24 protein-coding genes are annotated in these 21,167 nt (G+C 68.1%); 11 read left to right on the top strand and 13 right to left on the bottom strand.

Features of this window, described 5'->3' with window-relative positions; all coding sequences use genetic code 11:
- Positions 1-15 precede the first annotated feature (15 nt).
- From ACZ6YV_RS35535 to ACZ6YV_RS35525, 3 genes are read left to right on the top strand one after another with little or no spacing between them, the layout of a single operon-like run.
- Positions 16-1,626 carry an amidohydrolase gene (locus tag ACZ6YV_RS35535; protein ID WP_465513777.1) on the top strand — a complete coding sequence of 537 codons (1,611 nt, stop codon included), beginning with the start codon at positions 16-18 and terminating at the stop codon, positions 1,624-1,626.
- Positions 1,627-1,635: 9 nt separating this feature from the next.
- Entirely contained in the window at positions 1,636-3,228 is a 1,593-nt protein-coding gene (lnt, locus tag ACZ6YV_RS35530; RefSeq protein ID WP_465513776.1) for an apolipoprotein N-acyltransferase, read from the top strand.
- A gap of 26 nt (positions 3,229-3,254) precedes the next feature.
- Positions 3,255-4,022 carry a polyprenol monophosphomannose synthase gene (locus tag ACZ6YV_RS35525; protein ID WP_465513775.1) on the top strand — a complete coding sequence of 256 codons (768 nt, stop codon included), beginning with the start codon at positions 3,255-3,257 and terminating at the stop codon, positions 4,020-4,022.
- Here the strand turns inward: ACZ6YV_RS35525 and ACZ6YV_RS35520 are convergent.
- Complete coding sequence (locus ACZ6YV_RS35520; RefSeq protein WP_465513800.1) at positions 3,976-4,773, bottom strand: DeoR/GlpR family DNA-binding transcription regulator; 798 nt, start codon at positions 4,771-4,773, stop codon at positions 3,976-3,978. The genes ACZ6YV_RS35525 and ACZ6YV_RS35520 overlap by 47 nt on opposite strands.
- 51 nt (positions 4,774-4,824) lie before the next feature.
- On the opposite strand from ACZ6YV_RS35520, the gene ACZ6YV_RS35515 reads away from it, so the two are divergent.
- Complete coding sequence (locus ACZ6YV_RS35515; RefSeq protein WP_465513774.1) at positions 4,825-5,199, top strand: DUF4406 domain-containing protein; 375 nt, start codon at positions 4,825-4,827, stop codon at positions 5,197-5,199.
- Here ACZ6YV_RS35515 and ACZ6YV_RS35510 read toward each other — a convergent pair.
- A complete protein-coding gene (locus ACZ6YV_RS35510; protein WP_465513773.1) occupies positions 5,196-6,080 on the bottom strand; it encodes a LysR family transcriptional regulator in 885 nt (294 codons plus the stop codon). The genes ACZ6YV_RS35515 and ACZ6YV_RS35510 overlap by 4 nt on opposite strands.
- Positions 6,081-6,153: 73 nt before the next feature.
- On the opposite strand from ACZ6YV_RS35510, the gene dapA reads away from it, so the two are divergent.
- Entirely contained in the window at positions 6,154-7,053 is a 900-nt protein-coding gene (gene dapA / locus ACZ6YV_RS35505; protein WP_465513772.1) for a 4-hydroxy-tetrahydrodipicolinate synthase, read from the top strand.
- A gap of 112 nt (positions 7,054-7,165) precedes the next feature.
- Here dapA and ACZ6YV_RS35500 read toward each other — a convergent pair whose 3' ends face one another.
- From ACZ6YV_RS35500 to ACZ6YV_RS35490, 3 genes are all read right to left on the bottom strand, one after another.
- Positions 7,166-7,513 (bottom strand): RNA polymerase-binding protein RbpA, encoded by a 348-nt coding sequence (locus ACZ6YV_RS35500; protein ID WP_005151365.1) that lies wholly within the window; start codon positions 7,511-7,513, stop codon positions 7,166-7,168.
- Between the two features lie 226 nt (positions 7,514-7,739).
- Positions 7,740-8,498 carry a thymidine kinase gene (locus tag ACZ6YV_RS35495; protein WP_465513771.1) on the bottom strand — a complete coding sequence of 253 codons (759 nt, stop codon included), beginning with the start codon at positions 8,496-8,498 and terminating at the stop codon, positions 7,740-7,742.
- A 30-nt stretch (positions 8,499-8,528) separates the two neighbouring features.
- Positions 8,529-9,929, bottom strand: a complete 1,401-nt coding sequence (locus tag ACZ6YV_RS35490; protein WP_378240403.1) for an MFS transporter — start codon at positions 9,927-9,929, stop codon at positions 8,529-8,531.
- Positions 9,930-10,199: 270 nt separating this feature from the next.
- Between ACZ6YV_RS35490 and ACZ6YV_RS35485 the strand changes: the two genes are divergently transcribed.
- Positions 10,200-10,874, top strand: a complete 675-nt coding sequence (locus tag ACZ6YV_RS35485) for a transglycosylase family protein (RefSeq protein WP_465513770.1) — start codon at positions 10,200-10,202, stop codon at positions 10,872-10,874.
- A gap of 59 nt (positions 10,875-10,933) precedes the next feature.
- On the opposite strand, the gene ACZ6YV_RS35480 is transcribed toward ACZ6YV_RS35485, so the two are convergent.
- Positions 10,934-11,713 carry a glycerophosphodiester phosphodiesterase gene (locus tag ACZ6YV_RS35480; protein WP_465513769.1) on the bottom strand — a complete coding sequence of 260 codons (780 nt, stop codon included), beginning with the start codon at positions 11,711-11,713 and terminating at the stop codon, positions 10,934-10,936.
- A gap of 66 nt (positions 11,714-11,779) precedes the next feature.
- Here ACZ6YV_RS35480 and ACZ6YV_RS35475 point away from each other — a divergent pair, with 66 nt between their 5' ends.
- Positions 11,780-12,163, top strand: coding sequence for a hypothetical protein (locus ACZ6YV_RS35475; protein WP_378240400.1), 384 nt, complete (start codon positions 11,780-11,782; stop codon positions 12,161-12,163).
- 1 nt (position 12,164) lies between these two features.
- On the opposite strand, the gene ACZ6YV_RS35470 is transcribed toward ACZ6YV_RS35475, so the two are convergent.
- Complete coding sequence (locus tag ACZ6YV_RS35470; protein WP_465513799.1) at positions 12,165-13,145, bottom strand: tyrosine-type recombinase/integrase; 981 nt, start codon at positions 13,143-13,145, stop codon at positions 12,165-12,167.
- Positions 13,146-13,709: 564 nt separating this feature from the next.
- On the opposite strand from ACZ6YV_RS35470, the gene ACZ6YV_RS35465 reads away from it, so the two are divergent.
- The gene (locus tag ACZ6YV_RS35465; RefSeq protein ID WP_465513768.1) at positions 13,710-14,306 is read left to right on the top strand and encodes a DUF4303 domain-containing protein; all 597 of its coding nucleotides are present in this window, start codon (positions 13,710-13,712) and stop codon (positions 14,304-14,306) included.
- Here the strand turns inward: ACZ6YV_RS35465 and ACZ6YV_RS35460 are convergent.
- A complete protein-coding gene (locus ACZ6YV_RS35460) occupies positions 14,288-15,496 on the bottom strand; it encodes an epoxide hydrolase family protein (RefSeq protein WP_465513767.1) in 1,209 nt (402 codons plus the stop codon). The genes ACZ6YV_RS35465 and ACZ6YV_RS35460 overlap by 19 nt on opposite strands.
- 83 nt (positions 15,497-15,579) lie before the next feature.
- Here ACZ6YV_RS35460 and ACZ6YV_RS35455 point away from each other — a divergent pair, with 83 nt between their 5' ends.
- Positions 15,580-16,173, top strand: coding sequence for a CGNR zinc finger domain-containing protein (locus tag ACZ6YV_RS35455; RefSeq protein WP_465513766.1), 594 nt, complete (start codon positions 15,580-15,582; stop codon positions 16,171-16,173).
- Here the strand turns inward: ACZ6YV_RS35455 and ACZ6YV_RS35450 are convergent.
- A complete protein-coding gene (locus ACZ6YV_RS35450; protein ID WP_465513765.1) occupies positions 16,162-16,527 on the bottom strand; it encodes a winged helix-turn-helix transcriptional regulator in 366 nt (121 codons plus the stop codon). The genes ACZ6YV_RS35455 and ACZ6YV_RS35450 overlap by 12 nt on opposite strands.
- 93 nt (positions 16,528-16,620) lie before the next feature.
- Here ACZ6YV_RS35450 and ACZ6YV_RS35445 point away from each other — a divergent pair, with 93 nt between their 5' ends.
- The gene (locus ACZ6YV_RS35445) at positions 16,621-17,460 is read left to right on the top strand and encodes an SDR family oxidoreductase (protein WP_465513764.1); all 840 of its coding nucleotides are present in this window, start codon (positions 16,621-16,623) and stop codon (positions 17,458-17,460) included.
- A gap of 49 nt (positions 17,461-17,509) precedes the next feature.
- On the top strand, positions 17,510-18,349 hold the full coding sequence (locus ACZ6YV_RS35440; protein ID WP_465513763.1) for a class I SAM-dependent methyltransferase: 840 nt from the start codon (positions 17,510-17,512) through the stop codon (positions 18,347-18,349).
- Position 18,350: 1 nt separating this feature from the next.
- Here the strand turns inward: ACZ6YV_RS35440 and ACZ6YV_RS35435 are convergent, their stop codons facing one another.
- From ACZ6YV_RS35435 to ACZ6YV_RS35420, 4 genes are read right to left on the bottom strand one after another with little or no spacing between them, the layout of a single operon-like run.
- Positions 18,351-18,992 carry a class I SAM-dependent DNA methyltransferase gene (locus ACZ6YV_RS35435; RefSeq protein ID WP_465513762.1) on the bottom strand — a complete coding sequence of 214 codons (642 nt, stop codon included), beginning with the start codon at positions 18,990-18,992 and terminating at the stop codon, positions 18,351-18,353.
- 10 nt (positions 18,993-19,002) lie between these two features.
- Positions 19,003-19,761, bottom strand: a complete 759-nt coding sequence (locus tag ACZ6YV_RS35430; protein WP_465513761.1) for a putative protein N(5)-glutamine methyltransferase — start codon at positions 19,759-19,761, stop codon at positions 19,003-19,005.
- A complete protein-coding gene (locus ACZ6YV_RS35425; RefSeq protein ID WP_465513760.1) occupies positions 19,758-20,525 on the bottom strand; it encodes an NAD(P)-binding domain-containing protein in 768 nt (255 codons plus the stop codon). The genes ACZ6YV_RS35430 and ACZ6YV_RS35425 overlap by 4 nt, the downstream gene beginning before the upstream one ends.
- A 10-nt stretch (positions 20,526-20,535) precedes the next feature.
- Positions 20,536-21,063, bottom strand: coding sequence for a DinB family protein (locus ACZ6YV_RS35420; protein ID WP_378240389.1), 528 nt, complete (start codon positions 21,061-21,063; stop codon positions 20,536-20,538).
- Between the last annotated feature and the right edge of the window lie 104 nt (positions 21,064-21,167).

Here is a 21,167-nt window from a genome sequence, read left to right as displayed (position 1 = left end):
TGCAAACTCGGAAGGGTGACCAAAGCGCGAACCACGCTCCTGCTCGGCGGGCGCATCTACAGCCCCTCGGCCCCCGACGCCACCGCCATGGCGATCACGGACGGCATCGTCGTCTGGGTGGGGCAGGACGGCCCGGCCAAGGCACTGCATCCCGACGCCGAGGTGGTCGACCTCCAGGGCGCGTTCGTCGCCCCCGCCTTCGTCGACGCGCATGTCCACGCCACCGCGACCGGCCTGCACCTCACCGGGCTGAACCTCGCGCACATCCGCGGTGCCGGCGAACTGCTGGCCGCGGTCCGCGACGCCGTCCGTCCCGGCCAGGTGCTGGTCGCGCACGGCTGGGACGAGTCCCGCTGGACCGACGGCAGGCTGCCCAGCCGCGCCGAGATCGACGAGGCCTCGAACGGGACCCCGGTCTACCTGAGCAGGGTCGACGTCCATTCCGCGCTCGTCTCGAGCGCCCTCGTCGCGCTCGCCGCCGGCGTGCACGACGCGCCGGGCTGGTCGCCCGACGGACCGCTGACCCGCGACGCCCACCACCGCGTCCGCGCCGCGATGCGCGAGGCGATCACCCCCCAGCAGCGCCGCGAGGCTCAGCGAGCGTTCCTCGCCGAAGCCGCCGCACGAGGGGTCGTCAGCGTCCACGAGTGCGCGGGACCGGACATCTCCGGCGCCGACGACCTCACCGACCTGCTCGCGCTCGCCACGGAACCCGGGCTGCCGGAAGTCGTCGGCTACTGGGGTGAACGCGGCGGAGTCGACACCGCCCGCACGCTGGGTGCCAGGGGAGTGGCGGGCGACCTGTTCGTCGACGGCGCGCTCGGCTCCCGCACCGCAGCCCTGCACGAGCCGTACTCCGACGCCCACGGCACCTCCGGGACGCTCTACCTCGACGCCCCCGCCATCGCCGAACACGTCAGCGCCTGCACCGAAGCGGAGCTGCAGGCCGGTTTCCACGTCATCGGCGACGCCGCCGTCGCCGAGGTCGTCGCGGGATTCCGGCTCGCGGAGAAGACCGTCGGCCGACGCGCGCTGGCCGCCCGGCACCACCGGCTCGAACACGTCGAGATGATCGACGTCGACCAGGCACGCGAACTCGCGGGCTGGGGCGTGGTCGCGTCGGTCCAGCCGCAGTTCGACGCGGAATGGGGCGGGCCACACGGCATGTACGTCGACCGCCTCGGCGCCGAGCGGGCCCCGAAGCTCAACCCCTTCGCCGCCATGGCCGCCGAAGGGCTCCTGCTCGCCTTCGGCTCCGACGCACCCGTCACGCCGGTCGACCCGTGGGCCACCGTCCGCGCAGGGACCTATCACCGCACCCCCGGGTCGGGACTGTCCGCTCGCGCGTCCTTCACCGCCCACACCCGCGCCGGGCACCGCGCCGCCGGGGTCAACGACGGCGTCACCGGCAGCCTGGTCCCGGGCGCTCCCGCGCACTACGCGATCTGGGACGCCTCAGACCTGGTCGTCGCGACCCCGGACTCGCGGGTACAGCGCTGGTCGACCGACCCGCGGGCGGGCGTGCCCCCGCTGCCGAACCTGGAAGAGGGGGCGACACTGCCCCGCTGTCTGCGCACGGTCCGCGACGGGCAGGTCATCCACGACGTGTTCACCCGGACGGCCTAGGGTTCAGGAGTGTCCTCGACCGTGACGAACCCGGACCCCGAAGCAGTGACCGGGAAGCGGTTCTCCCGCGCCTGGCTCCTGCGTTTCCTCGTCGCCGCGGCGTCGGGGTTCACGCTGTACCTGAGTTTCGCGCCGCGTCCGCTGTGGTGGCTCGCGCCGCTGGCGTTCACCGGCTTCGTCCTGGTGGTGCACGGACGCAGGTTCCGGGGCGCGTTCGGCTACGCGTTCGTCTTCGGGATGGCGTTCTTCCTGCCGCTGCTGACCTGGCTGCTGGACTTCCTCGGACCGGACTTCGGACCGTGGCCGTGGCTCGGGCTGGCGATGGCGCTGTCGGTGTATCTCGGCTTCGGCGGGGCTTTCGCGACCGTGGTGTGGAGGCTGCCGCTGGGACCGTTGTGGGCGGCGCTGGTGATCGTCGCGCTGGAGACACCGCGGGCCTGGTTCCCCTTCGGCGGATTCCCGTGGGGACGCGTGGCGTTCAGCCAGCCCGAAGGCGCGTTCGTTTCGCTGGCCTCGATCGGTGGCGCTCCGCTGGTCGGTCTCGCTGTCGTGCTGACCGGGTTCGGGCTCGCCGCGCTGTGCCTGCGCCTCAAGGGTGCCGACCCGCAGCGCTCGCTGGTGGCCGCGTCGGCTCTGACGCTCGTGCCGGTGGTGGCGGGGCTCGCGGTGTGGCCGACGATCGGCACCGAGGCCCAGGACGGCGAACTCACCGTCGCCACCGTCCAAGGCAACGCCCCCGACATCGGGCTGGCGCTGGAAGGCCGGCGCGACGAGCTCCGCAGCAACCACCTCGCCGAGAGCGCCCGGCTGCTCGAAAAACTCAAGGCGGGCAACACCAAGGTCGATCTGCTGATCTGGCCCGAGACCGCGATGGCCATGCGTACCGGGGACGCCGGCGTCGACCAGATGGTCCGTGACTACGGAACACAGGCGATCATCGGCGCGCTGGTCCGTCTTCCCGACGGCTCGGCGCAGAACTCCGCGCTCGTCTGGGATCCGGTCACCGGCCCGGGCCAGCGCTACGCCAAGCAGCAGCTCGTCCCGTTCGGCGAGTACGTCCCGGCCCGCGAAGTCGCGAAGCTGGTGACACCGTTCGTCGACAGCGTCGCGAACATGACGCCGGGCGACGGCGCCAACGCCGCCCTGTCGGTCGCGGGGACCAAGGTCGGCGTCTTCATCTGCTACGAGACCGCGTTCGACTACCCGGCCCGCGAATCGGTCGCCGAGGGTGCGGAACTGCTCGTCGTACCGACCAACAACGCTTGGTACGGCCCGGGGGAGATGAGCTACCAGCAGCTGGCCATGTCACGGCTGCGGGCGGTGGAACATGGTCGCTCGGTGATCGTCTCGGCCACCAGCGGGGTCAGCGCGATCGTCGCCCCTGACGGTTCGATCACGGCCTCCACCAGCCTGTTCACCGCAGACTCCCTGGTGGGGCGCGTACCGCTGAGGCAGCAGACTACGCTGTCGGATCTACTCGGTGTGACGACGGAGTACGGGCTGCTGGCCCTGGCGATCGCCGGGGTTACCGGCGGGTACGTGCTCCGTTTCCGCACCCGGCGCGCGAGCGCCGCCAAGGCAACGAGGGAAGCGGCGGGCTGACCCGCCGGAACACGGAGGAAAAGCGGATGGCGCAGGCGCCACGGGGGGCCCAGGGAATCGATCCGGTGCTGGTGGTGGTCCCGACGTACAACGAGCGGGAGAACATCGGCCCGATCCTGGAACGCCTGCTCAAGGCACTCCCGGACGTGAACGCCCTCGTCGTCGACGACGGCAGCCCCGACGGGACGGGCGACATCGCCGACGAACTCGCGAAGGCCGACGAGCGGATCCAGGTCATGCACCGGACCGAGAAGGCCGGCCTGGGCGCCGCGTACGTCGCCGGATTCCGCTGGGGCCTCGCCCGTGAGTACGCGACCATCGTCGAGATGGACGCCGACGGCTCGCACGCGCCGGAGGATCTGCCCCGGGTGCTGGCGGCCCTCGAGGACGCGGACCTGTCCATCGGCTCCCGCTACGTTCCCGGCGGCAGCACGGTGAACTGGCCGTTCCAGCGCAAGGCACTGTCCTGGGTGGCGAACTTCTACGCCAGGGTCGCGCTCGGCACGAAGATCAACGACATCACCGCGGGCTTCCGCGCGTACCGTCGCACGGTGCTGGAGAAGCTCCCGCTCGACGAGATCGCCTCGCGCGGCTACTGCTTCCAGATCGACCTCGCGTTCCGCACGGCGCTCGCCGGGTTCGACGTGGTCGAGGTGCCGATCACCTTCACCGAACGTGAGGTCGGTCAGTCGAAGATGAGCGGTTCGGTCGTGCGCGAGGCGATCGTCCTGGTCGGCGTGTGGGGGATCAAGCGTCGCTGGCAGCAGCTTCGCGGGCTGGCCAAGAAGGGCTGACCCCCAGCACGCTCACCCCGAGCTTCCCGAGTTCCTGCACCGTCGGTTCGTCCGGCGCCGCGTCGGTGATCACGCCCGCGACGTCGGACAGGGGAAGCACGGTGAACGGCGAGGCCGCGCCGATCTTCTCCGAACTGGCCAGCACGTAGGTGTCGGCGGCACGTTTGGCGAGGGTGCGTTTCATCGCGGCCTCGTCCGAGTCGCCGGTGGTGAGCCCGGTTTCGGGGTGCACACCGGTGACGCCGAGGAAGAACAGATCGGCGTTGATGCCCTCGGCCGCCTCGGCCGCGGCCGCTCCGCAGGTGACCGCGGAGTGCTTGAAGAGGCGTCCGCCGATCAGGAACACCTCGACCTTCGGATGCGTGACGAGCGCGGCCGCGACAGTGGGGCTGTGCGTGACGATCGTCGCTTCGAGGTCGACAGGAAGTGCCTTCGCCAGCGCGAGCGCGGTCGTGCCGCCGTCGAGGATGACGGTCGACCCCAGCCGGATCAACGCTGCTGCACGTTTCGCGATCCTTTCCTTGCCCGCGACGCTGACCGCCATCCGCGTCGCGTAGTCCGCGGTGGCAGGGGAGACCGGCAGAGCTCCGCCGTAGACCCGCTGGCAAAGTCCGGCGTCCGCGAGTTCTCGCAGGTCACGGCGGATACTGTCCTCCGATACGCCGAGTTCGGCGGCGAGGTCTTTGGCCACGATCCGCCCCTCGGTCTTCAGTCGTTCCATCAGCAGGTCTCGTCGTTGCGCAGCCAACATGTGCACGTTCCTCCTTGTTCCTGCCGATTGTTGCACATTATACTCCGGTGCATGAGCAAACCTCTGATGATCCTCATCGCCGGCCCGTTCCGCTCCGGCACCGGTGACGACCCCGAACTCCTCGCCCGCAACCTCGCCCGGCTCGAAGAGGCCGCCTGGCCGATCTTCCGCAGCGGGCACGTGCCGATGATCGGCGAGTGGATCGCGCTCCCGGTGCTGCGCGGAGCAGGTGGGAAGACCGTGGCCGACCCAGTCGCCAAGGAGGTCATGTACCCCACGGCCGACAGGCTGCTGCATCACTGCGACGCCGTCCTGCGCCTGCCCGGAGAATCCACCGGCGCCGACCAGGACGTCGCCATCGCACTGTCCCGCGGCCTCGACGTCTACCACCGCGTGGAGGACATCCCCGGCTACCGAGCGGCCTAGAGCTCCGCCAGCACCGCCCGGATCGCGGGGCTGGATTCGGCGCTGCGGCGCCACGCCGCGTGCACCTCGCGCGTCGGCGGGCGCCGCAGCGGCCGGGCGACGAGCCCTTCGTTCAAGGGCGGGCGCGCCAGACGCGGGATCAGCGCGAGAACCTCGCCCGAGGAGACCAGCGACAGCTGCGTGGAGAAGTCGTCCACCAGATGCCGCACATCGGGCTCCTCGGGCAAGCCGGCGAACAGCCGGCGGAACCACTGATGACAGACCGTGCCAGGGGGACTGGTCACCCACGCGTGCCCGGCCAGGTCCGCGCTGTTCAGCGGCGACTCGGCTCGTGCCAGCGCATGGGTTTCGGCCATGACGACATCACCGAGGTCGGTGTGCACCAGGCGCCTGGACAAGGCGGGCGAAAGCGGCGCGGGGAGACCGTCGGCGTCGTGCAGGAGCGCGAGATCGGCGGTTCCGGCGTCGACGCTGTGCAGAGCCTGGCCGGGATCCTGCTCGGTGATGTGCAGGCGGAGGTCGGGGTAGCGCGCCAGCAGCCGTGGATGGACGGGGGAGAGCAATCCTCGGATCGCCGTCGAGAACGCGGCTACCCGCAGGACACCGCGGGGCGCACCCTCCGCGACCGACTGGGCGGCCTCCGCGCAACGCTCGAGCGCCTGGAACACCTCCAGCGAGGAATCGACGACTGCCTGCCCCGCCGGGGTGAGCACGACTCCACGTCCCGCCGGAGCGAGCACGGGCATCCCGATCTGACGTTCCAGCCGCTTGATCTGCTGCGACACCGCGGAGGCGGTGAACCCCAGTTCCTCCGCCGCCCGCGCCAGCGTCCCCAGCGCGGCCACCGACCGCAACGCCCGTAAGGCCCCGACCTCGATCATGAAGCTAGGCTACGCACTATCGACCAAAAAGCATCGCTGGACCGCAGGTATCGGCGCCGACAGGATCGGCACCATGACCGAATCGCTCTTCGGCTCCAACCTCGTCGCCATGGTCACCCCGATGGAACCCGGCGGCGCGCTCAGCGAACCCGGCCTCGCCCGCCTGGTCGACCACCTTCTCGCCACCGGCTGTGACGGCATCGTCGTCGGCGGGACCACCGGCGAATCACCCACCCTCACCGACACCGAAGCCGCCCGGCTCGTCCACACCGTCGCGACCCGGACCGGGCGCCACGCACGCGTGATCGCCGGAGTCGGCACCTACGACACCACCACCTGCATCCACCGCGCGAAGGAAGCCGAGGCCGCCGGAGCCGACGCGCTCCTCCTGGTCTGCCCCTACTACTCCAAGCCGACCCAGGCCGGAATCGTGGCGCACTGCCTGGCGGTGGCCGACGCCACCGAGCTGCCCGTGATGCTCTACGACGTCCCCGCCCGCACCGGGACGGCCATGGAAGCGGCCACCCTGATCGAACTCGCCCGCCACCCCAGGATCCGGGCCGTGAAGGACGCCAAAGGCGACCTGTTCGAAGCGATATCCGTCATGGCTCATACCCCGCTGGCCTACTACTGCGGCATCGACGAACTCAACCTGCCCTACCTCGCCGCCGGCGCCACCGGCCTCGTCAGCGTCGTGGGCAACGCCTTCGCCGAGCGCAACGCCGAACTCATCCGCGCGGTGCGCGGGGGAGACCTCGACACCGCACGGGCCCTCAACACCACGCTGCACCCGCTGGTGGACGCGATCATGCGCACCTCTCAGGGAGCGATCATGGCCAAGGCCACACTGGCCGACCTCGGCGTCATCCCGCACGCGACGGTCCGCCTCCCGCTGCTCGAATCACCGCCGGAGCACCTGCGGCGGCTCCGTGACGCCTTGGCGCCTTTGATCACCGGCCTGATCCGCGCTTGAGTGTCCTGAACGACCCTTTCATGACATCCCGGAGACACGGCGAAGCCCCCGCGGAGGGATGTCGCGGGGGCTTCGCCGTGTTCGTGGTGGGGCTAGCTACTTGTGCCGTGCGTCAGGCGGACCGGGTGGTCCTGCGTCCCTTCAGCTCGGCGAGACGTTCGTTGAGCAGATCTTCGAGCTCCGGAATCGAACGACGCTCCAGGAGCATGTCCCAGTGCGTCCTCGGGGGCTTGACCTTTTTCTGCTCCGGCTGCCCGCCGTCCACGATCTCGGACTCGCTGCCGTGCAGCCTGCACTCCCACACCGAGGGGATCTCGGCGTCGTCGGAGAAGGGCACCTCGAACTCGTGGTTCTTGGGGCAGGCGTAGCGCACTGTGCGGCGAGGGGCGAGGTCGTGGTTGCGGTCGGTCTCGTAGCTGACCGCTCCCAGCCGGCTTCCACGGAGAACACGGTCGGCCATGATGGGGGTCCTTTCAGTCAGCTCCGGGTGGAGCCAGGGTGATGCTCACCCTATGCAACGACAATGAGGGCCAGAGGATTCCCTGGACACCATGTCCTTGCTCACGATGAGCTGTGTCACCCGGTGGCAACAGCTTCTCCTAGTAGGAGTGGTTTCGCGCTCTGGCGTGACGTCAATACGGCCATCTTGGTGCGGATATCCCCCAGATGGGCTAGTAGTACGCCTGTCATGTCAACCGTAACTGACCGTGTTGGGCCGAGGTAGGCCCCAGGTCGCCCAGTCGAAAGTGCCGACGGCACAATACCTGATAACGGACCGTATTCGGTTCGCCCTCAGAACGTGATGTCAATGAAGTTTCAACTAGCGCTTGCTCGGTATCCGCCACCACCACGGTGTCCCCGGCACGCAGCACTTCGCCGTCGGACACCCTCGCGTTGAACCGTCCCGTCTGCCCGCACCAGCACAACACCTCGACCTGCACCGGCTGCAACTCGTCCGCCAGCTCGAACAACCGCGCCGCCCCCGGGAACAGCACACTCCGGAAATCCGTCGCGATCCCGAAGCAGTACACGTCGATCTGGACGTCATCGGCCAGTTCAGCCAGCTGATCCACCTGATCAGGTGACAAAAACTGAGCTTCGTCGACGATCAAGTAGTCCACATGCCGACCGGCCGCCCACTGCTCACGCACCAGCAACCGCAGATCGGTGTCGTTCCCCACCTCGGTCGCCTTGCGCGTCAACCCGATCCGGCTGGTGATCTGCGGCTCGCCGGACCGGTCATGCCGCACCAGCACCATCCCGCGACGACCCTGCCGCGAGTGGTTGTGGTCGATCTGCAACGCCAGCGTCGACTTCCCGCAGTCCATCGGCCCGTAACAGAACTTCAACTTCCCGACGACCGGCACACCCCGCCGTGAACCCGCCACCGGCACCGACGACAACGCGTCCGTGGGGTCCGGGCCACTCTCCTTCAGTACGGTCACGACGGTCGACCCTATCGGCACGCTCCGCCGTCACAGCACCGCCGGTGGTCGGTTGCCCGCGGCCTCGATCGCCCGGCGCACCGGCACCAGCCACACGAAGACGAAACCGAGCACGAAGAAGACCACCAACGCGATGATCGCCCACCGGAACGACCCGGTGATCTGCCCGACCGCCGCGAACAACAGGGGACCGAGCCACGACGTACCGCGCTCACCGACCACGTACAGCGAAAAGTACTGCGCGTCCTTCCCCTCCGGGATCATCTGCCCGAACAACGACCGAGACAACGCGTTCGTTCCGCCCAGCACCAGCCCGATCCCGACAGCCACCGCGTAGAACTGCAACGGCTGCCCGGCCTGGATGAAGAACGCGAAGCACAACACGACCACCCAGGCCACCAAACTGCCCAAGATCGTCTTCTTCGCCCCGATCCGGGCCGCGATCGCACCGTGGATCATCGCCCCCGCGTACGCCAGGAACTGGATCACCAGGATCGTGACGATCAGCACCTGGGTGCTGTACTTCAGCTCGTCCTTCCCGTACTGCGCCGACACCGCCACCACCGTCGTGATCCCGTCGGTGAAGACCAGGTAGCTCCCGAGGAACGCCAGCGTCAGCGGGAAGGCCCGCGCCTCCTTGATCGTCTGCTTCAGCTCCTTGAACCCGGCCGTCAGCACCGACAGACCACGCTCCGCCGACTTCGGCACATGAGTCTGGGGGAGTGCCCGCACCGCCGGGACCGTGAACACCGCCCACCAGATCCCCGACGTCAGGAAGCAGATCTGGATCGCCAGACCCTCACTCACCCCGAAGAAGTCATGGCCCATGAAGAAGCCCAGCTGCAGCGCCAGCGCCAGGCCGCCACCCAGGTACCCGAAGGCCCACCCCTTCGACGACACCGCGTCCCGCTCGTCCGGCTCCGCGATGTCCACCAGGAACGAGTAGTAGACGACCAGCGCACCGCCGTAACCGATGTTGGCCACGATGAACGTCCAGACCCCGACCTCCCAGTCCGTCCCCGAGATCAAGAACATCAGCGCCGACGCCACCGCGCCCAGGAACGCGAACCCGCCGAGGATCCGCCGCTTGTGCCTGCTCCGGTCCGCGATCGCGCCGGCGATCGGCAGCACCAGCACCTGCGTCACCGTCGCGATCGACAGCAGATACCCCCACAACGACCCCGCCGGGAAATGCAGCCCGAACAACGAGACGTCGCAGCTCTGAAGCGTGCTCGAAGCTCCACTCGAATCGGTGCACGGCCTGTCCCCGTTAAGGGTGAAATTCGCCTTCGCATCCGCGGACGCGATCTCGCTCAAATAGAGCGCACCGAACACCGTGATGACCGACGAATAGAACGGCGAATTGGCCCAGTCGTAGAGGTACCAAGCCCGCCACACTCGCTTGCGTTCACGGGTCACGGCCACCGTCATGCACTGCTCCTGAAGTCGAGAACGTCAAGGTCAGCGGGAGACTACTGGTGATCACGCCCACCTGTCCGGCACAAGTCCGGACCGTGTTCGTTTCGACGCGTGACGAACCCTTCCCGGCCATCCGCCCGACCATCGTCGGCGTGTCGCTGACACGAACCGCGTGTGTTTCATGTGAGGCTGGAGTGCGAGCTGTGACTCTTGTGAAGCAAGTGTCCGTTATTTACTGTTCCGCTCATGAGGACCCATCGCCTTCGCACAGCACACCGCGTAGTGGCGAGAACGCTCCTGCTCGCCCTCGCCGTGACGGGCCTGCAGATCGCCACCACCGGATCCGCCGCCGCGGATCCCCACGGCTCCTACTGGGCCAAGCTCCGCATGTGTGAATCGAGCGGGCGCTACAACATCAACACCGGCAACGGCTACTACGGCGCCTACCAGTTCGACCTCCCCACCTGGCGCAGCGTCGGCGGCCAAGCACGACCCGACCAGGCCAGCCCCCGCGAACAGGACTACCGGGCCCTCTACCTCTACCGCATGCGCGGCTGGCAGCCCTGGGAATGCGCCGGCAAACTCGGCTTCCGCAACGACGGCGACGGCCGCAGCAAACGCGTCCCGTCCTATGAGGACTCCGCCTACATCGGCGGGGGAGGACAGCCCGCCCCGCCGCCTCCGCCCAAGCCGAAACCCACCCCGCCCGCCCCTCCCGGCGGCCCCAAACCCGACTGGCCAGGCGTCGTCTACGCCTACGGCGACTGCGCGGGACCGCTCAAGCAGTTCCAACTGCGCATGAACGCCTACGGCTACGGCTTCACCGGAACCGGCTGCTACTACGACAAGACCCGCGAAGCCGTCCTCGCCCTCCAGCGCGCCAACGGCATCAACGACTCGGGCCGACTCGGCCCCAAGACCTGGGAAGCCGCCTGGACCGGCAAACCACCCCGGTAACCCCTCGCGTTTCGTCCTCTGAATGCGCCAAGTACGCATTCAGAGGACGAAACGCGGGATCACGAGGGCCAAGCGCCCCGCTCCCGAAGCACCTCACGCAGCAAGTCCGGCCGATCCGTCACGATCCCGTGCACCCCCAGATCCAGCAGCGACCGCATCTCCGCCGGATCGTCCACCGTCCACGTGTGCACCTCGAAACCCCCACGCGCCGCCTGCCGCAGGAACGCCCGGTCCACCACCTTCAGCCGCCCCTGCCGCACCGGCACCTGCGCCATCGCACCCTGCGACAAGGCCCGCAACGACACCAGCGGCAAGAACCCGTTCGCCCACATCACCGCCACCGAACGCGGCCCCATCGCCGTCACCAGCTTCGGCCCCGCCAGCTTCCGGATCCGCGCCAACCGCCCGTCCGAGAACGACGCCGCCGCGACCCGATCATGTGCGCCGGTCCGCTCGATCGCCCGGACGAAGGGCACCACCGCGTGATTCGACTTCACGTCGATGTTGAACCGCGCCTCCGGCAACTCCTCGAGAACATCCTCCAGCCGCGACAACGGCGCACGGCCCCCGATCTTGACGGTCCGCAACCGCGCCCACGTCTGCCGGGAGATCAACCCCGCGCCGTCGGTCGTCCGGTCCAGCGACGCGTCATGATGCACCACCACCACGCCGTCCGACGTCGCGTGCACGTCCGTCTCCAGGTAGCGATAACCCTCCGTCACCGCCTGCTGGAACGCCGGCAACGAGTTCTCCAGTCCCTCCAGGTCACCGAGGTGCCAGCCCCGATGGGCGAAGGCACGGGGGAGCGGGTCGGCTAGGTACGGAAACAGTGTCGGCACCCCACTAGTGTGCACTTCGGTCGTGGCCCCGGCATGAGCGTCCGATGGCCAGCTAGGGTCTGGTCCGTGAGGGAAGTGGCCGAACACCCGAAGACGTCCGCCGAAGAGGTGTCCGAGCTACGCCGCGCGGGGGCACCCAAACACTGCGGATGGTGCGGCCGACGGCTCGAACAGGGCGGCAACGTCGGCAGGCGCCGCCGCTACTGCGGGCAATCCTGTCGCCAGCGGGCCTACGAACGTCGCACCGCCCTGCAGCGCAGCGGCCTCCCGGAAGACGCCGTCGTCCTCTCCGACACCGAGATCGCCGCCCTGCAGGACAGGCTCTTCCAACTACGCTGCGCCGCCGAAGACGTCGTCACTGCGGCCGACGACGGCGCATCCCTCGCCGAACTCCGCGGTCTCGCCGGCGAAATCGCCCAGGCGGCCAAGGACCTCGAACAGCTCCGCTGACCTACACGATCCCGTCCAGCGCCCGATACGTCCGGTTGCTCGCGGCCGCCGCGCGCTGCTCCCGTCCCGTCGCTTCGATGTAGTTCTGGCTGGTCGCCAGGCTCGCGTGGCCCAGCAGCGCCATGATCTCCGACGCCGTCGCGCCGTCCTCGGCCAGCCGCGTCGCGAACGTGTGCCGCAACGCGTGGAGATTCGCCCCGACCGGCACCCGGTCGTGAAGGCCCGCCCACCGGTAGCAGGACTTGACCAGGTACTCCAGCGCGCCGCGGCCGATCGGCTCGCCGGCCCGATCCCGGAGGAGGGGAGTGGAGGGCCCGAACCGCTGCTGGGCGAACCGCCGTCGGCAGGAGGCCAGGTACTCCTCGATGATCTTCTCCATGATCGGCTGCACCGGGATCGACCTGTCGCGGCTTCCCTTGCCGTGGACGTGCAGCCGCATCTCGCCTTGACGGCCGACCAGCGATCTCGCCGTCAGTGCACGCATCTCCGCGGCACGCAGTCCGGCGACCAGCCCGAGCGCGATCACCAGGACGTCCCGCTCCGGCCAGGGATCCCGCGTCCGGCGCGAACCGTCCGCGGCGGCCGCGAGCAACTGCTCCGGGGTTTCCTCGCCCCGCAACGGTTTCGGCGTCAACGGCGGCGCCTTCGGCCGGGCGACCGCGCCCATCGGGTTGCCCGCGAGCAGCCCGTCGGAGACGCAGAAGGTGAGGAACTGGTTCCAGGTCGACCACGCACGCAGGACCGAACTTTTGGCATGGGTGTCCGCGAAGGCGCCGAAAGCGTTGCGGAGCGCCTGCGCGGTGAGCATCTCGACAGTGAGGTCATCAGGGGAGCGGTCTTGCTCGCGGAGCAGAAGAGCGGTGATGCCCGCGAGGTCGCGACGGTACGCGTCGGTGGTGTGAGGAGAATCCTTACGGGGACGACGTGCGGCGAAAAAGGCGTGCTGTGCCTCGGAAACCCTCATGGGAATCTTGTACCGTATGGCACCGACAGTCTTACACTGGGTTATATTCCGTTTCATGCATAATGGCGATTATGCATGAAACGGAGTGATGGGTCCGGAAACCCCCCGCGGGGGATCTCGGTCCGCTCGCCGCTCCCGAAGTGTCATGAAAGGGTCGTTCCCGACACTTTTCGTCCTGAACGACCCTTTCATGACATCTGGGCCCACCTGAGCAACCTCGGACCGAAAGGCGGCCGATCCAGCCGGCCGAGTCGGCGAAGTGAGCCGAGACTGACGCCTTCGTTGATCTTCGACGACTGAGATGTCTACCTCAATTCGTCACAGTGACGTATTGAGGCCGGGTGATCGGACATCGGATCCGCATCCTCGGGGGCGTCCCTTGCCGACTCTGGACCCAGCGGGCGGCCGGGGTCAGGGAGAACTGAAGGGAGTCATGCCCGCGTCCGACGCGGCGAAGGGAGCTTTCCTCTCGTGACATGCGGTGAAAGGCCCTTTCGGTCCGTCCTGACGACCCCTCTCGACCCTCGTTATCCAGGTCAGCCCAAAGTGCCGATAATGTACATTATGTCAAGTAGTCGGGACATGGACGCTCCCCGCCGGTTGCCTGGGGCCGTTGTCCACTCGCCTGAACGAACAGCGTGGTTCGATGCCCTGGTGATTCCGACCGAAGCAGACCTTGCGGACGCACTGACCGCAGCCACTCGTGCCGCTGTCACGGACCTGCTCCGCGACAACCCCGGCCACACGTTCTACTACGTCACGCTGACTACGCCCGGCGAGGCGTTCGGTCCAGCGCTGTCGGCGTGGTCGCACGAGGCGCTGGCGCAGCGAACGGATGCCGACGAGGTTCGCTACTCCTACGCCGATTCGCCGTTCTCGATCCTGGGTGAGCAGCACCTCAAGCCCGCCCGCGAGCTGTTCGCCGCCCGGCCGGAAGTGTTCGACATCGCCGACGACGATGCGTCCGACGCCGAGTTCGAGCTTCGACTGCGTGCGATGGAGACGGCTCTGCACAGACTGTCGGATGAAGGACTGTTCGGAGTCGGCGAGGCTCGCGCGGGCGTGCTGGTTCTGGTCGAGGTCGTTCCTGATGACGAGGAGAACATCGCCCGGGCTCGCCGAATCAACCCGCCCGGACCGTCGCTGGACGCTTGGCTCGCCTACTGGGCCCTCGGCTGATCAGCCACTACTCCCCCCCCCCCCCCCCCGGCCAGCACCGCGGCCAGGCCCTCCTGCAGGTCTTTGACGAAGTATTCGGGAACCTCCAGCGACGGGAAGTGTCCCCCGACTTCGGGCGACCTCCATCGGACGATCTGTCGGTACCGCTCCTGCGCCCAGGCGCGTGGATACTTCTCGATGTCGCGTGGGTACATGGTGATCGCCGACGGGACATCGACCCGGAGTTCGGGGTCCAGCGAGTTGTGGCTTTCGTAGTAGATACGAGCCGAAGACGCACCGGTCCGCGTCAGCCAGTACAGGGTGACGTCGTCGAGAATCCTGTCTCGGGAAATCGTCTCGAACGGGCTGTCTTCGGTGTCCGTCCACTCGGAGAACTTGTCGAGGATCCAGGCGAGAAGTCCGACCGGTGAGTCGACGAGCGAGTAGCCGATCGTCTGTGGCCGGGTCGCCTGCTGCTTCGCGTACGCCGCGCGGTGGTGCCAGAAGTCGTGGGTTTCTTCGGTCCATTTTCGCTCGACTGCCGTCAGGCCGTCGGTCGTCAACCCGGGCGGTCCCTCCGCGAACGTCGTGTGGATGCCGAGGACGTGCTCCGGGAACCGGCCGGCGAGGACCGTGGTGATGTTTCCTCCCCAGTCTCCCCCGTGGGCCGCGAACTTGCCGTAGCCGAGCCTTCCCATCAGCTCGACCCAGGCGGCCGCGATCTTTTCGGTTCCCCATCCGGTGGTGGCCGGCTTGTCGCTGTAGCCGAAGCCTGGCAGGGACGGGATCACGACGTGGAACGCCGGCGCGTTCGCGTCTTTCGGAGCTGTCAGTTCGTCCACTACATCGATGAATTCGGCGATGCTGCCTGGCCAGCCGTGCGTCAGGATCAGGGGCGTGGCGTCCGCGCGTGCGGATCGGCGGTGCAGGAAGTGGATGCCCAGGCCGTCGATGGTCGTGCGGAACTGGCCGATGTGGTTGAGGCGCTTTTCGAACGATCGCCAGTCGTAGCCGGTGCGCCAGTAGTCGACGACGTCGATGAGGTCGGCGAGAGGTACGCCCTGGTCCCATCGGCGAGGGTCGGGCGCGGCGCGATAGACCGTCTCGGCCTCTGGTAGCCGCGCCGCGGCCAGTCGCGTGCGCAGGTCGTCGAGGTCGGCGTCGGTCGCGTGGGCTTCGAATGCTTGTACTTCGCTGGTTGAACGGGGCATGGGAACCTCCTGACCATCGTGGAACCGGCTAAGACGGTTCTAACATGTCGTCAGGTCGGCGTGCAACCGGCTAAGGTGGTTCTATGTCTGCTGGGTTCCCTGACTTCCGCCTCGGTAGCGTGCTGGCGACCAGCTTCACGGCGACTCTGACGGAGCGTCGCGGCGACGCGGTGGAGCGCATTCCCACGCCGCAGCGACTCGTCGATTGGCTCGCGGTGAACGGTCTCGCCGTGGACTCTTGCACCGCCGCCCAGCTCGAACTCGCCCGGGAACTGAGGGAGTCGATTCACGCCGCCGCGACAGCGGCCGCGACCCAAGCCACTCCCCCTGCGTCCGCTGTCCAGATCATCAACGACCGCAGCATTCAGGGTCGGGCTGCAGCGATCCTGACGCCCGAGCGCAAGCGTGAATGGCGGCTCAGCTCGGCTTCATGTGTGGAAGACGCCCTCAGCGTGATCGCCGCGGACGCGGTCGGCATCATCTCCGGCGAACGAGACGGGAAATTGGCCCTGTGCGCTTCGCCGACCTGCCAAGCCGCCTTCTTCGACACCAGCCAAAGCCGCACCCGCAAATGGTGCGACATGGGTACCTGCGGGAATCGTCAGAAGAAGGCGCGCTTCAACGCCAATCAGCGCAAGAACCCCGGTTCGGATCCTGCGCCGCCGCTAGGGGCGTGACCCGAGTCGCTGGGTGATCCGGTCGAACAGCTCCCCCAGCGGCTCGCCGACCTCGCGGCCGAATTCGGTCAGCCCGTAGGTGACCTGGGGCGGCGTGGTCGGCTCGACGTGCCGCCAGATCAGGCCGTCTTGGACCAGTGCGCGCAGGGATTGGGCCAGCATCTTCTCGCTGATGCCCCGGATGCTTTCGCGTAGCTCGTAGAACCGGAGATCGTTGCTCTGCAAGGAGATCAGCACCCAGATTCCCCACCGGCTGGTGATGTGGTCGACCACGTCCCGGGCGGGGCAGTCGGTGTGAAACACCTCATAGCGCGTCTCGGTGTCGGCCTGGGTGATCTGCGAGCCTCCTGCCATGTCGGGAGCTTACCTCCAGGTATGTCCTTACCAAAAGTTAGCCCGGCTTCTAACGTCACGGACCACAAAGGACATCGGACGAAGGAGCTTTTCATGATCGTGGTGACCGGGGCTACCGGGAACATCGGCCGGCCGTTGACCGAGGCGCTGGTCGCGGCGGGCCAAGAGGTGACGGCGGTGTCGCGGCACGCCGCGGCGGCACCGGCAGGCGGGCGGCATGTGGTGGCCGATCTGGCGGAGCCTGCGGGCCTCAAGCCCGCCTTGGCCGGGGCGAAAGCGTTGTTCCTCCTGCTTTCCGGTGATCTGCATGCCGCCGGGGCCAACCCGGCCGAGATCATCGGCCAGGCCGCGGCGAGCGGGGTTCGCCGGGTTGTCCTGCTCTCGACGCTGGGTGTGGCGACCAGGCCTTTCGGCGCGACGCGGATCGCGATGCGGGAGCTGGAGGACGTGCTGCGGGAGTCCGGTTTGGACTGGGCGATCCTGCGGCCGGGTGGCTTCGCTTCGAACGCGCTGTGGTGGGCGGAGTCCGTCCGCTCGCAGCGGGTGGTCGCCGCGCCGTTCGGTGACACCGGGGTGCCGATCATCGATCCGGCGGACATCGGGGAGGTCGCGGCCGCTTGCCTGGTGGACGACCGGCATCTCGGTGCGGTGTACGAACTGACCGGTCCGGCGGTGATCACGCCGCGCGAGCAGGCCGCGGCGCTCGCCGAGGCACTGGCTTCGCCGGTGCGTTTTCACGAGCTCACCAGGGCCGAGGCGAAGGCGGGGATGGCCCAGAGCATGCCGGCGGAGCTCGCGGATGACACGTTGGACATCTTGAGTTCGCCGAGTCCGGCCGAGTTGCGGGTGAGTCCGGATGTGGAGCAGGTGCTCGGTCGCGCGCCGCGGTCGTTCGCTGATTGGGCCGCGAGGAACGTCGCCGCGTTCCGCTGACGGGTCGCGCTAGGGTCTTCCCTGGGAATCGAATCTGGGGGTCACCGAAATGTCCGAGAGCACCGCTGTGCGCGTCGATCCGTCCAACGAACGGATGCTGACGGCGTGGAATGGCAATGAAGGCGCGCTTTGGGCGAGGCGTGCGCAGCGGTTCAACGACGGTGTCGCCGCGTACCGCGACGCGTTCTTCTCCGCGGCCGACATCCGACAGGCTGACAAGGTCCTCGATGTCGGCTGTGGTGCCGGTCAGACGACGCGGGACGCGGCACAGCTTGCCAGTGAGGGTTCCGCGCTGGGTGTCGACCTTTCCGGTGAGATGCTCGGCGTCGCTCGTCGGATCGCCGGAGAGGAGCGTGTTCCGAACGTCTCGTTCGAGCAGGTGGATGCTCAGGTCCATGCGTTTCCTGAAGCGGGCTTCGATGTGGTGATCAGCAGGCATGGATCGATGTTCTTCGGTACTCCCCTGGCCGCGTTCGCCAATCTGGCCCGGGCGACCCGGCCAGGGGGTCGTCTTGTACTGCTGACGTGGCAACCGTTCGAGCTCAATGAGTGGATCACGACGTTCCGGACGATCTTCGCCGCCGGCCGGGAGGTGCCGTCCTCGAATCTCGCGCTCAGCGACCCGCTCGAGACCGAAGCGCTGCTCACCTCCGCCGGGTACACCGATGTCCGGTGCACCGCGGTGAACAAGCCGATGTACTTCGGTCAGGACGTCGATGACGCGGCCGAGTTCATCATCGAGCAGCACGGCGGGCGGTTGAGTGACCTGGACGAGGCCGCCCGCACGGATGCTGTCGAGGTTTTGCGTGCCGATCTCGCCGAGCACCAGACCGACCGAGGCGTCTTCTACGGCTCGGCGGCCTGGCTCGTCGAGGCCCGGCGTCCCTGACCTACGGCTTGCGGGCGATGAGGTAGGCCTGCGGTGTCCTCTCGAACTCCTCGGACGGCTCGCGAACGAGGGTGGACAGCACGCTGAACCCCGTCTCCCCCAGTTGCCCGGCGATCTTCTCCGGTGAGAGGCGGTACGCGTCGCAGGTGATGTCGTGTCCGTAGGCGTGCTCGATGTGGCGGACTTCGTCGCCGACCTGGAACGCCACCAGGAGGTGGCCGCCGGGGGCGAGGATCCGGTGGAAGTCGGCGAAGATCTCCGGCAGTCGCTCCCGTGGGGTGTGGATGATCGAGTACCACGCGACGACGCCGGTCAGTGCACCGTCCTCAATGGACAAACCGGGCATCTCCCCGATTTCGAAGTCGAGGTGCGGGTACCACTTCCGGGCGACGGCGACCATCTCCGGGGAGAGGTCGACGCCGCGGATGTCGAGCCCTAACCCGTGCAGGTAGTCGGTGATACGGCCGGGTCCGCTGCCGATTTCGGCGACGGGCCCGCCACCGGCGGCCTGCACGATCTCGGCGTACGCGCCGAGCATGGCCCGGTCCCAGGTGGATCCGGCGAGGTGGTCGCGGAGGAGTTCGGCGTAGTCGGCCGCGACGGTGTCGTAGGCGGTGCGGGTGGTGTCGAGGTAGTGGGTCACGGCGCGGACCCTAGCCCCAGGCTCCGACAACAATCGTCGCGTACAGGTCGTCGTCGGTGATCACCTCGGGCCGCAATCCGTTCTGTGCCATGGCTTCCGCGGTGTTCGCGGCTTGGCTCTCCCCGGTTTCGATCAGCAGGTGCCCGCCGGGTGCGAGCCACTGCGGGGCTTCGGCGGCGACACGGCGATGGACGTCGACGCCGTCGTGCCCGCCGTCGAGGGCGACGCGGGGTTCGTGGTCGCGTGCTTCGGGCGGCATCATCGCGATGGCGTCGGTGGGGACGTAGGGGGCGTTGACGACGAGGAGGTCGACGCGACCTCGCAGTGACGCGGGCAGGGGTGCGTAGAGGTCGCCTTCGAAGACCTCTCCCCCGGCTTCGGCGACGTTGACTCTGGCGCAGCGGACGGCGGCGGGTTCGATGTCGGCCGCGTAGAGCCGGATTTCGCCGAGTTCGGCGGCGATGGCGGCGCCGAGTGCGCCGGTTCCGCAGCAGAGGTCGAGGACGACCGCTCCCGGTTCGGCGAGGGTGAGGGCGTGGCGGACGAGGAGTTCGGAGCGTTGGCGTGGCACGAAGACGCCGGGTTCGACGGTGATGCGGAGTCCGTGGAATTCCGCCCAGCCGAGGATGACTTCGAGTGGTTCGCCGTCGATACGGCGTCGGACCATGGCGTCGAGTTCTTCGGCTGAGCGGGCTTCGGTGCTGAGGAGCCGGGCTTCGTCTTCGGCGAAGACGCACCCGGCTGCCCGGAGCCTGGCGACGATGGTCACTTGTCGCGCAGCCTGGTGAGGATCGCGTCGAGGGCCTGGCGGACGGTGTCGGGGACGCCGTTTGTGCGCAGGTCGGTGAGGAAGTGTTCGTTGAGCCCGCCGGGGGTCATGTGCTTGCCGGTGAGGGTTTCGAGTGAGCCGCTCTGCTCCAGCAGGGATTGGCCGAGCTGGCCGAAGATGTGGCTGGTGAAGGTGGTCGCCGTGGTGTCCTCGATGCCCTGGTCGGTCATCCAGGCCGCGATGGTGCCGAGGTAGTCGAGGTGGGCGGCGAAGGTGGCCGTGGCGCCGCTGAAGATGTCGAGGTCTTTCTCCGCGGCGGGGACGATGCTGCCGCCGATGCTGTCGAAGAGGGCTCGGGCTTCGGCGTTGTCGGGGTACATCGCGGTGAGGCTCTGGCGGCGGGCGGCCGGGGGCAGCGGGATGCTCCGGACGACTTCGCCCGCGGGGGCGGCCCAGTCGCGCAGCTGCTCGATGGGGACGCCCGCGAGGGCACTGATCAGGACGTGCTCGGGGCGGAAGGTGAGCTCCTGGAGGACTTCCCTGGCGATCGGCGCGCGGACGGCGAGGATGATGGTCGTGGAGCTGTCGACGACGGCCTGGTTGTTGTCGCGGACTTCGACGTTGGAGAAGCGGGCCGAGAGTTCCTGTCCGACGCTGCGGCTGCGTGGCGAGAGGAAGATCGAGGGCGGGTCGGCGATGTCCTTGCTGAGGCCTTCGACGATGGCGGCGGTGATCTCACCCGCGCCGATGAATCCGTATTCCATGGTCAAGCTCCTAAGCTCCGGTGTTGCCGTCGACGCGTTCGCGGATGAGGTCGGCGTGGCCGTTGTGCCGGGCGTACTCGCCGATCATGTGGACGTAAAGCATGCGGAGCGAGAACGGTTTGCCGCCGAGGTCGAAGGTGTCGTCGAGGGATCCTTCGGCGGCGGCTTCGTCGGCGAGGCGGATCTCTTCGAGGAGGACGTTGTAGGCCTCTTCGGCTTTGTCGGCGTCGAGGGCTTCGAAGTCGTGGTCCTTGCCGAGGGCGGGGTCGTAGAGGGGGCCGATGTCCTGTGCGGTGTAGTGCAGGCGGAACCAGATGCGTTCGACCTTGGCCAGGTGCCGGATGAGGCCGAGGAGGGTGAGGTTCGAGGGCGGGACCGACGCCTGGGCGAGTTGTTCTCCGGTGAGGCCGGCGAGTTTGTGAAGGAAGGTGCTGCGGTGCCAGGCCAGCAGGGAGGGCAGGAGAACGCGTTCGTCGGCGGCGGTGTCGCCGGACGGACGGGTCACCTCGGGGGCGGTCCATGTCATAGCGGCGATCATGCCATCGGGTGAAGCGGGGTTTGTGGTGAGTCGAGGGAACAGGGCGTGAGCGGGGTCACGTGAGGCCGGCTGAATCCTTTTGCGGGGGTCCCGGCTCTTGTAAG

The organism is Amycolatopsis sp. NPDC102522, assembly GCF_055584485.1.
This window is presented reverse-complemented; position numbering and strand designations above follow the sequence as displayed.

What these genes read in the sequence shown, in the direction of transcription:
- ACZ6YV_RS35510 (WP_465513773.1), bottom strand. Translation starts at nt 6,080, where the DNA reads ATGATCGAGGTCGGGGCCTTACGGGCGTTGCGGTCGGTGGCCGCGCTG.
- ACZ6YV_RS35490 (WP_378240403.1), bottom strand. Translation starts at nt 9,929, where the DNA reads ATGACGGTGGCCGTGACCCGTGAACGCAAGCGAGTGTGGCGGGCTTGG.
- ACZ6YV_RS35465 (WP_465513768.1), top strand. Translation starts at nt 13,710, where the DNA reads ATGGACGCTCCCCGCCGGTTGCCTGGGGCCGTTGTCCACTCGCCTGAA.
- ACZ6YV_RS35425 (WP_465513760.1), bottom strand. Translation starts at nt 20,525, where the DNA reads ATGGAATACGGATTCATCGGCGCGGGTGAGATCACCGCCGCCATCGTC.
- ACZ6YV_RS35460 (WP_465513767.1), bottom strand. Translation starts at nt 15,496, where the DNA reads ATGCCCCGTTCAACCAGCGAAGTACAAGCATTCGAAGCCCACGCGACC.
- ACZ6YV_RS35500 (WP_005151365.1), bottom strand. Translation starts at nt 7,513, where the DNA reads ATGGCCGACCGTGTTCTCCGTGGAAGCCGGCTGGGAGCGGTCAGCTAC.
- ACZ6YV_RS35440 (WP_465513763.1), top strand. Translation starts at nt 17,510, where the DNA reads ATGTCCGAGAGCACCGCTGTGCGCGTCGATCCGTCCAACGAACGGATG.
- ACZ6YV_RS35455 (WP_465513766.1), top strand. Translation starts at nt 15,580, where the DNA reads ATGTCTGCTGGGTTCCCTGACTTCCGCCTCGGTAGCGTGCTGGCGACC.
- ACZ6YV_RS35515 (WP_465513774.1), top strand. Translation starts at nt 4,825, where the DNA reads ATGAGCAAACCTCTGATGATCCTCATCGCCGGCCCGTTCCGCTCCGGC.
- ACZ6YV_RS35525 (WP_465513775.1), top strand. Translation starts at nt 3,255, where the DNA reads ATGGCGCAGGCGCCACGGGGGGCCCAGGGAATCGATCCGGTGCTGGTG.
- ACZ6YV_RS35445 (WP_465513764.1), top strand. Translation starts at nt 16,621, where the DNA reads ATGATCGTGGTGACCGGGGCTACCGGGAACATCGGCCGGCCGTTGACC.
- ACZ6YV_RS35420 (WP_378240389.1), bottom strand. Translation starts at nt 21,063, where the DNA reads ATGATCGCCGCTATGACATGGACCGCCCCCGAGGTGACCCGTCCGTCC.
- ACZ6YV_RS35520 (WP_465513800.1), bottom strand. Translation starts at nt 4,773, where the DNA reads ATGTTGGCTGCGCAACGACGAGACCTGCTGATGGAACGACTGAAGACC.
- dapA (WP_465513772.1), top strand. Translation starts at nt 6,154, where the DNA reads ATGACCGAATCGCTCTTCGGCTCCAACCTCGTCGCCATGGTCACCCCG.
- ACZ6YV_RS35450 (WP_465513765.1), bottom strand. Translation starts at nt 16,527, where the DNA reads ATGGCAGGAGGCTCGCAGATCACCCAGGCCGACACCGAGACGCGCTAT.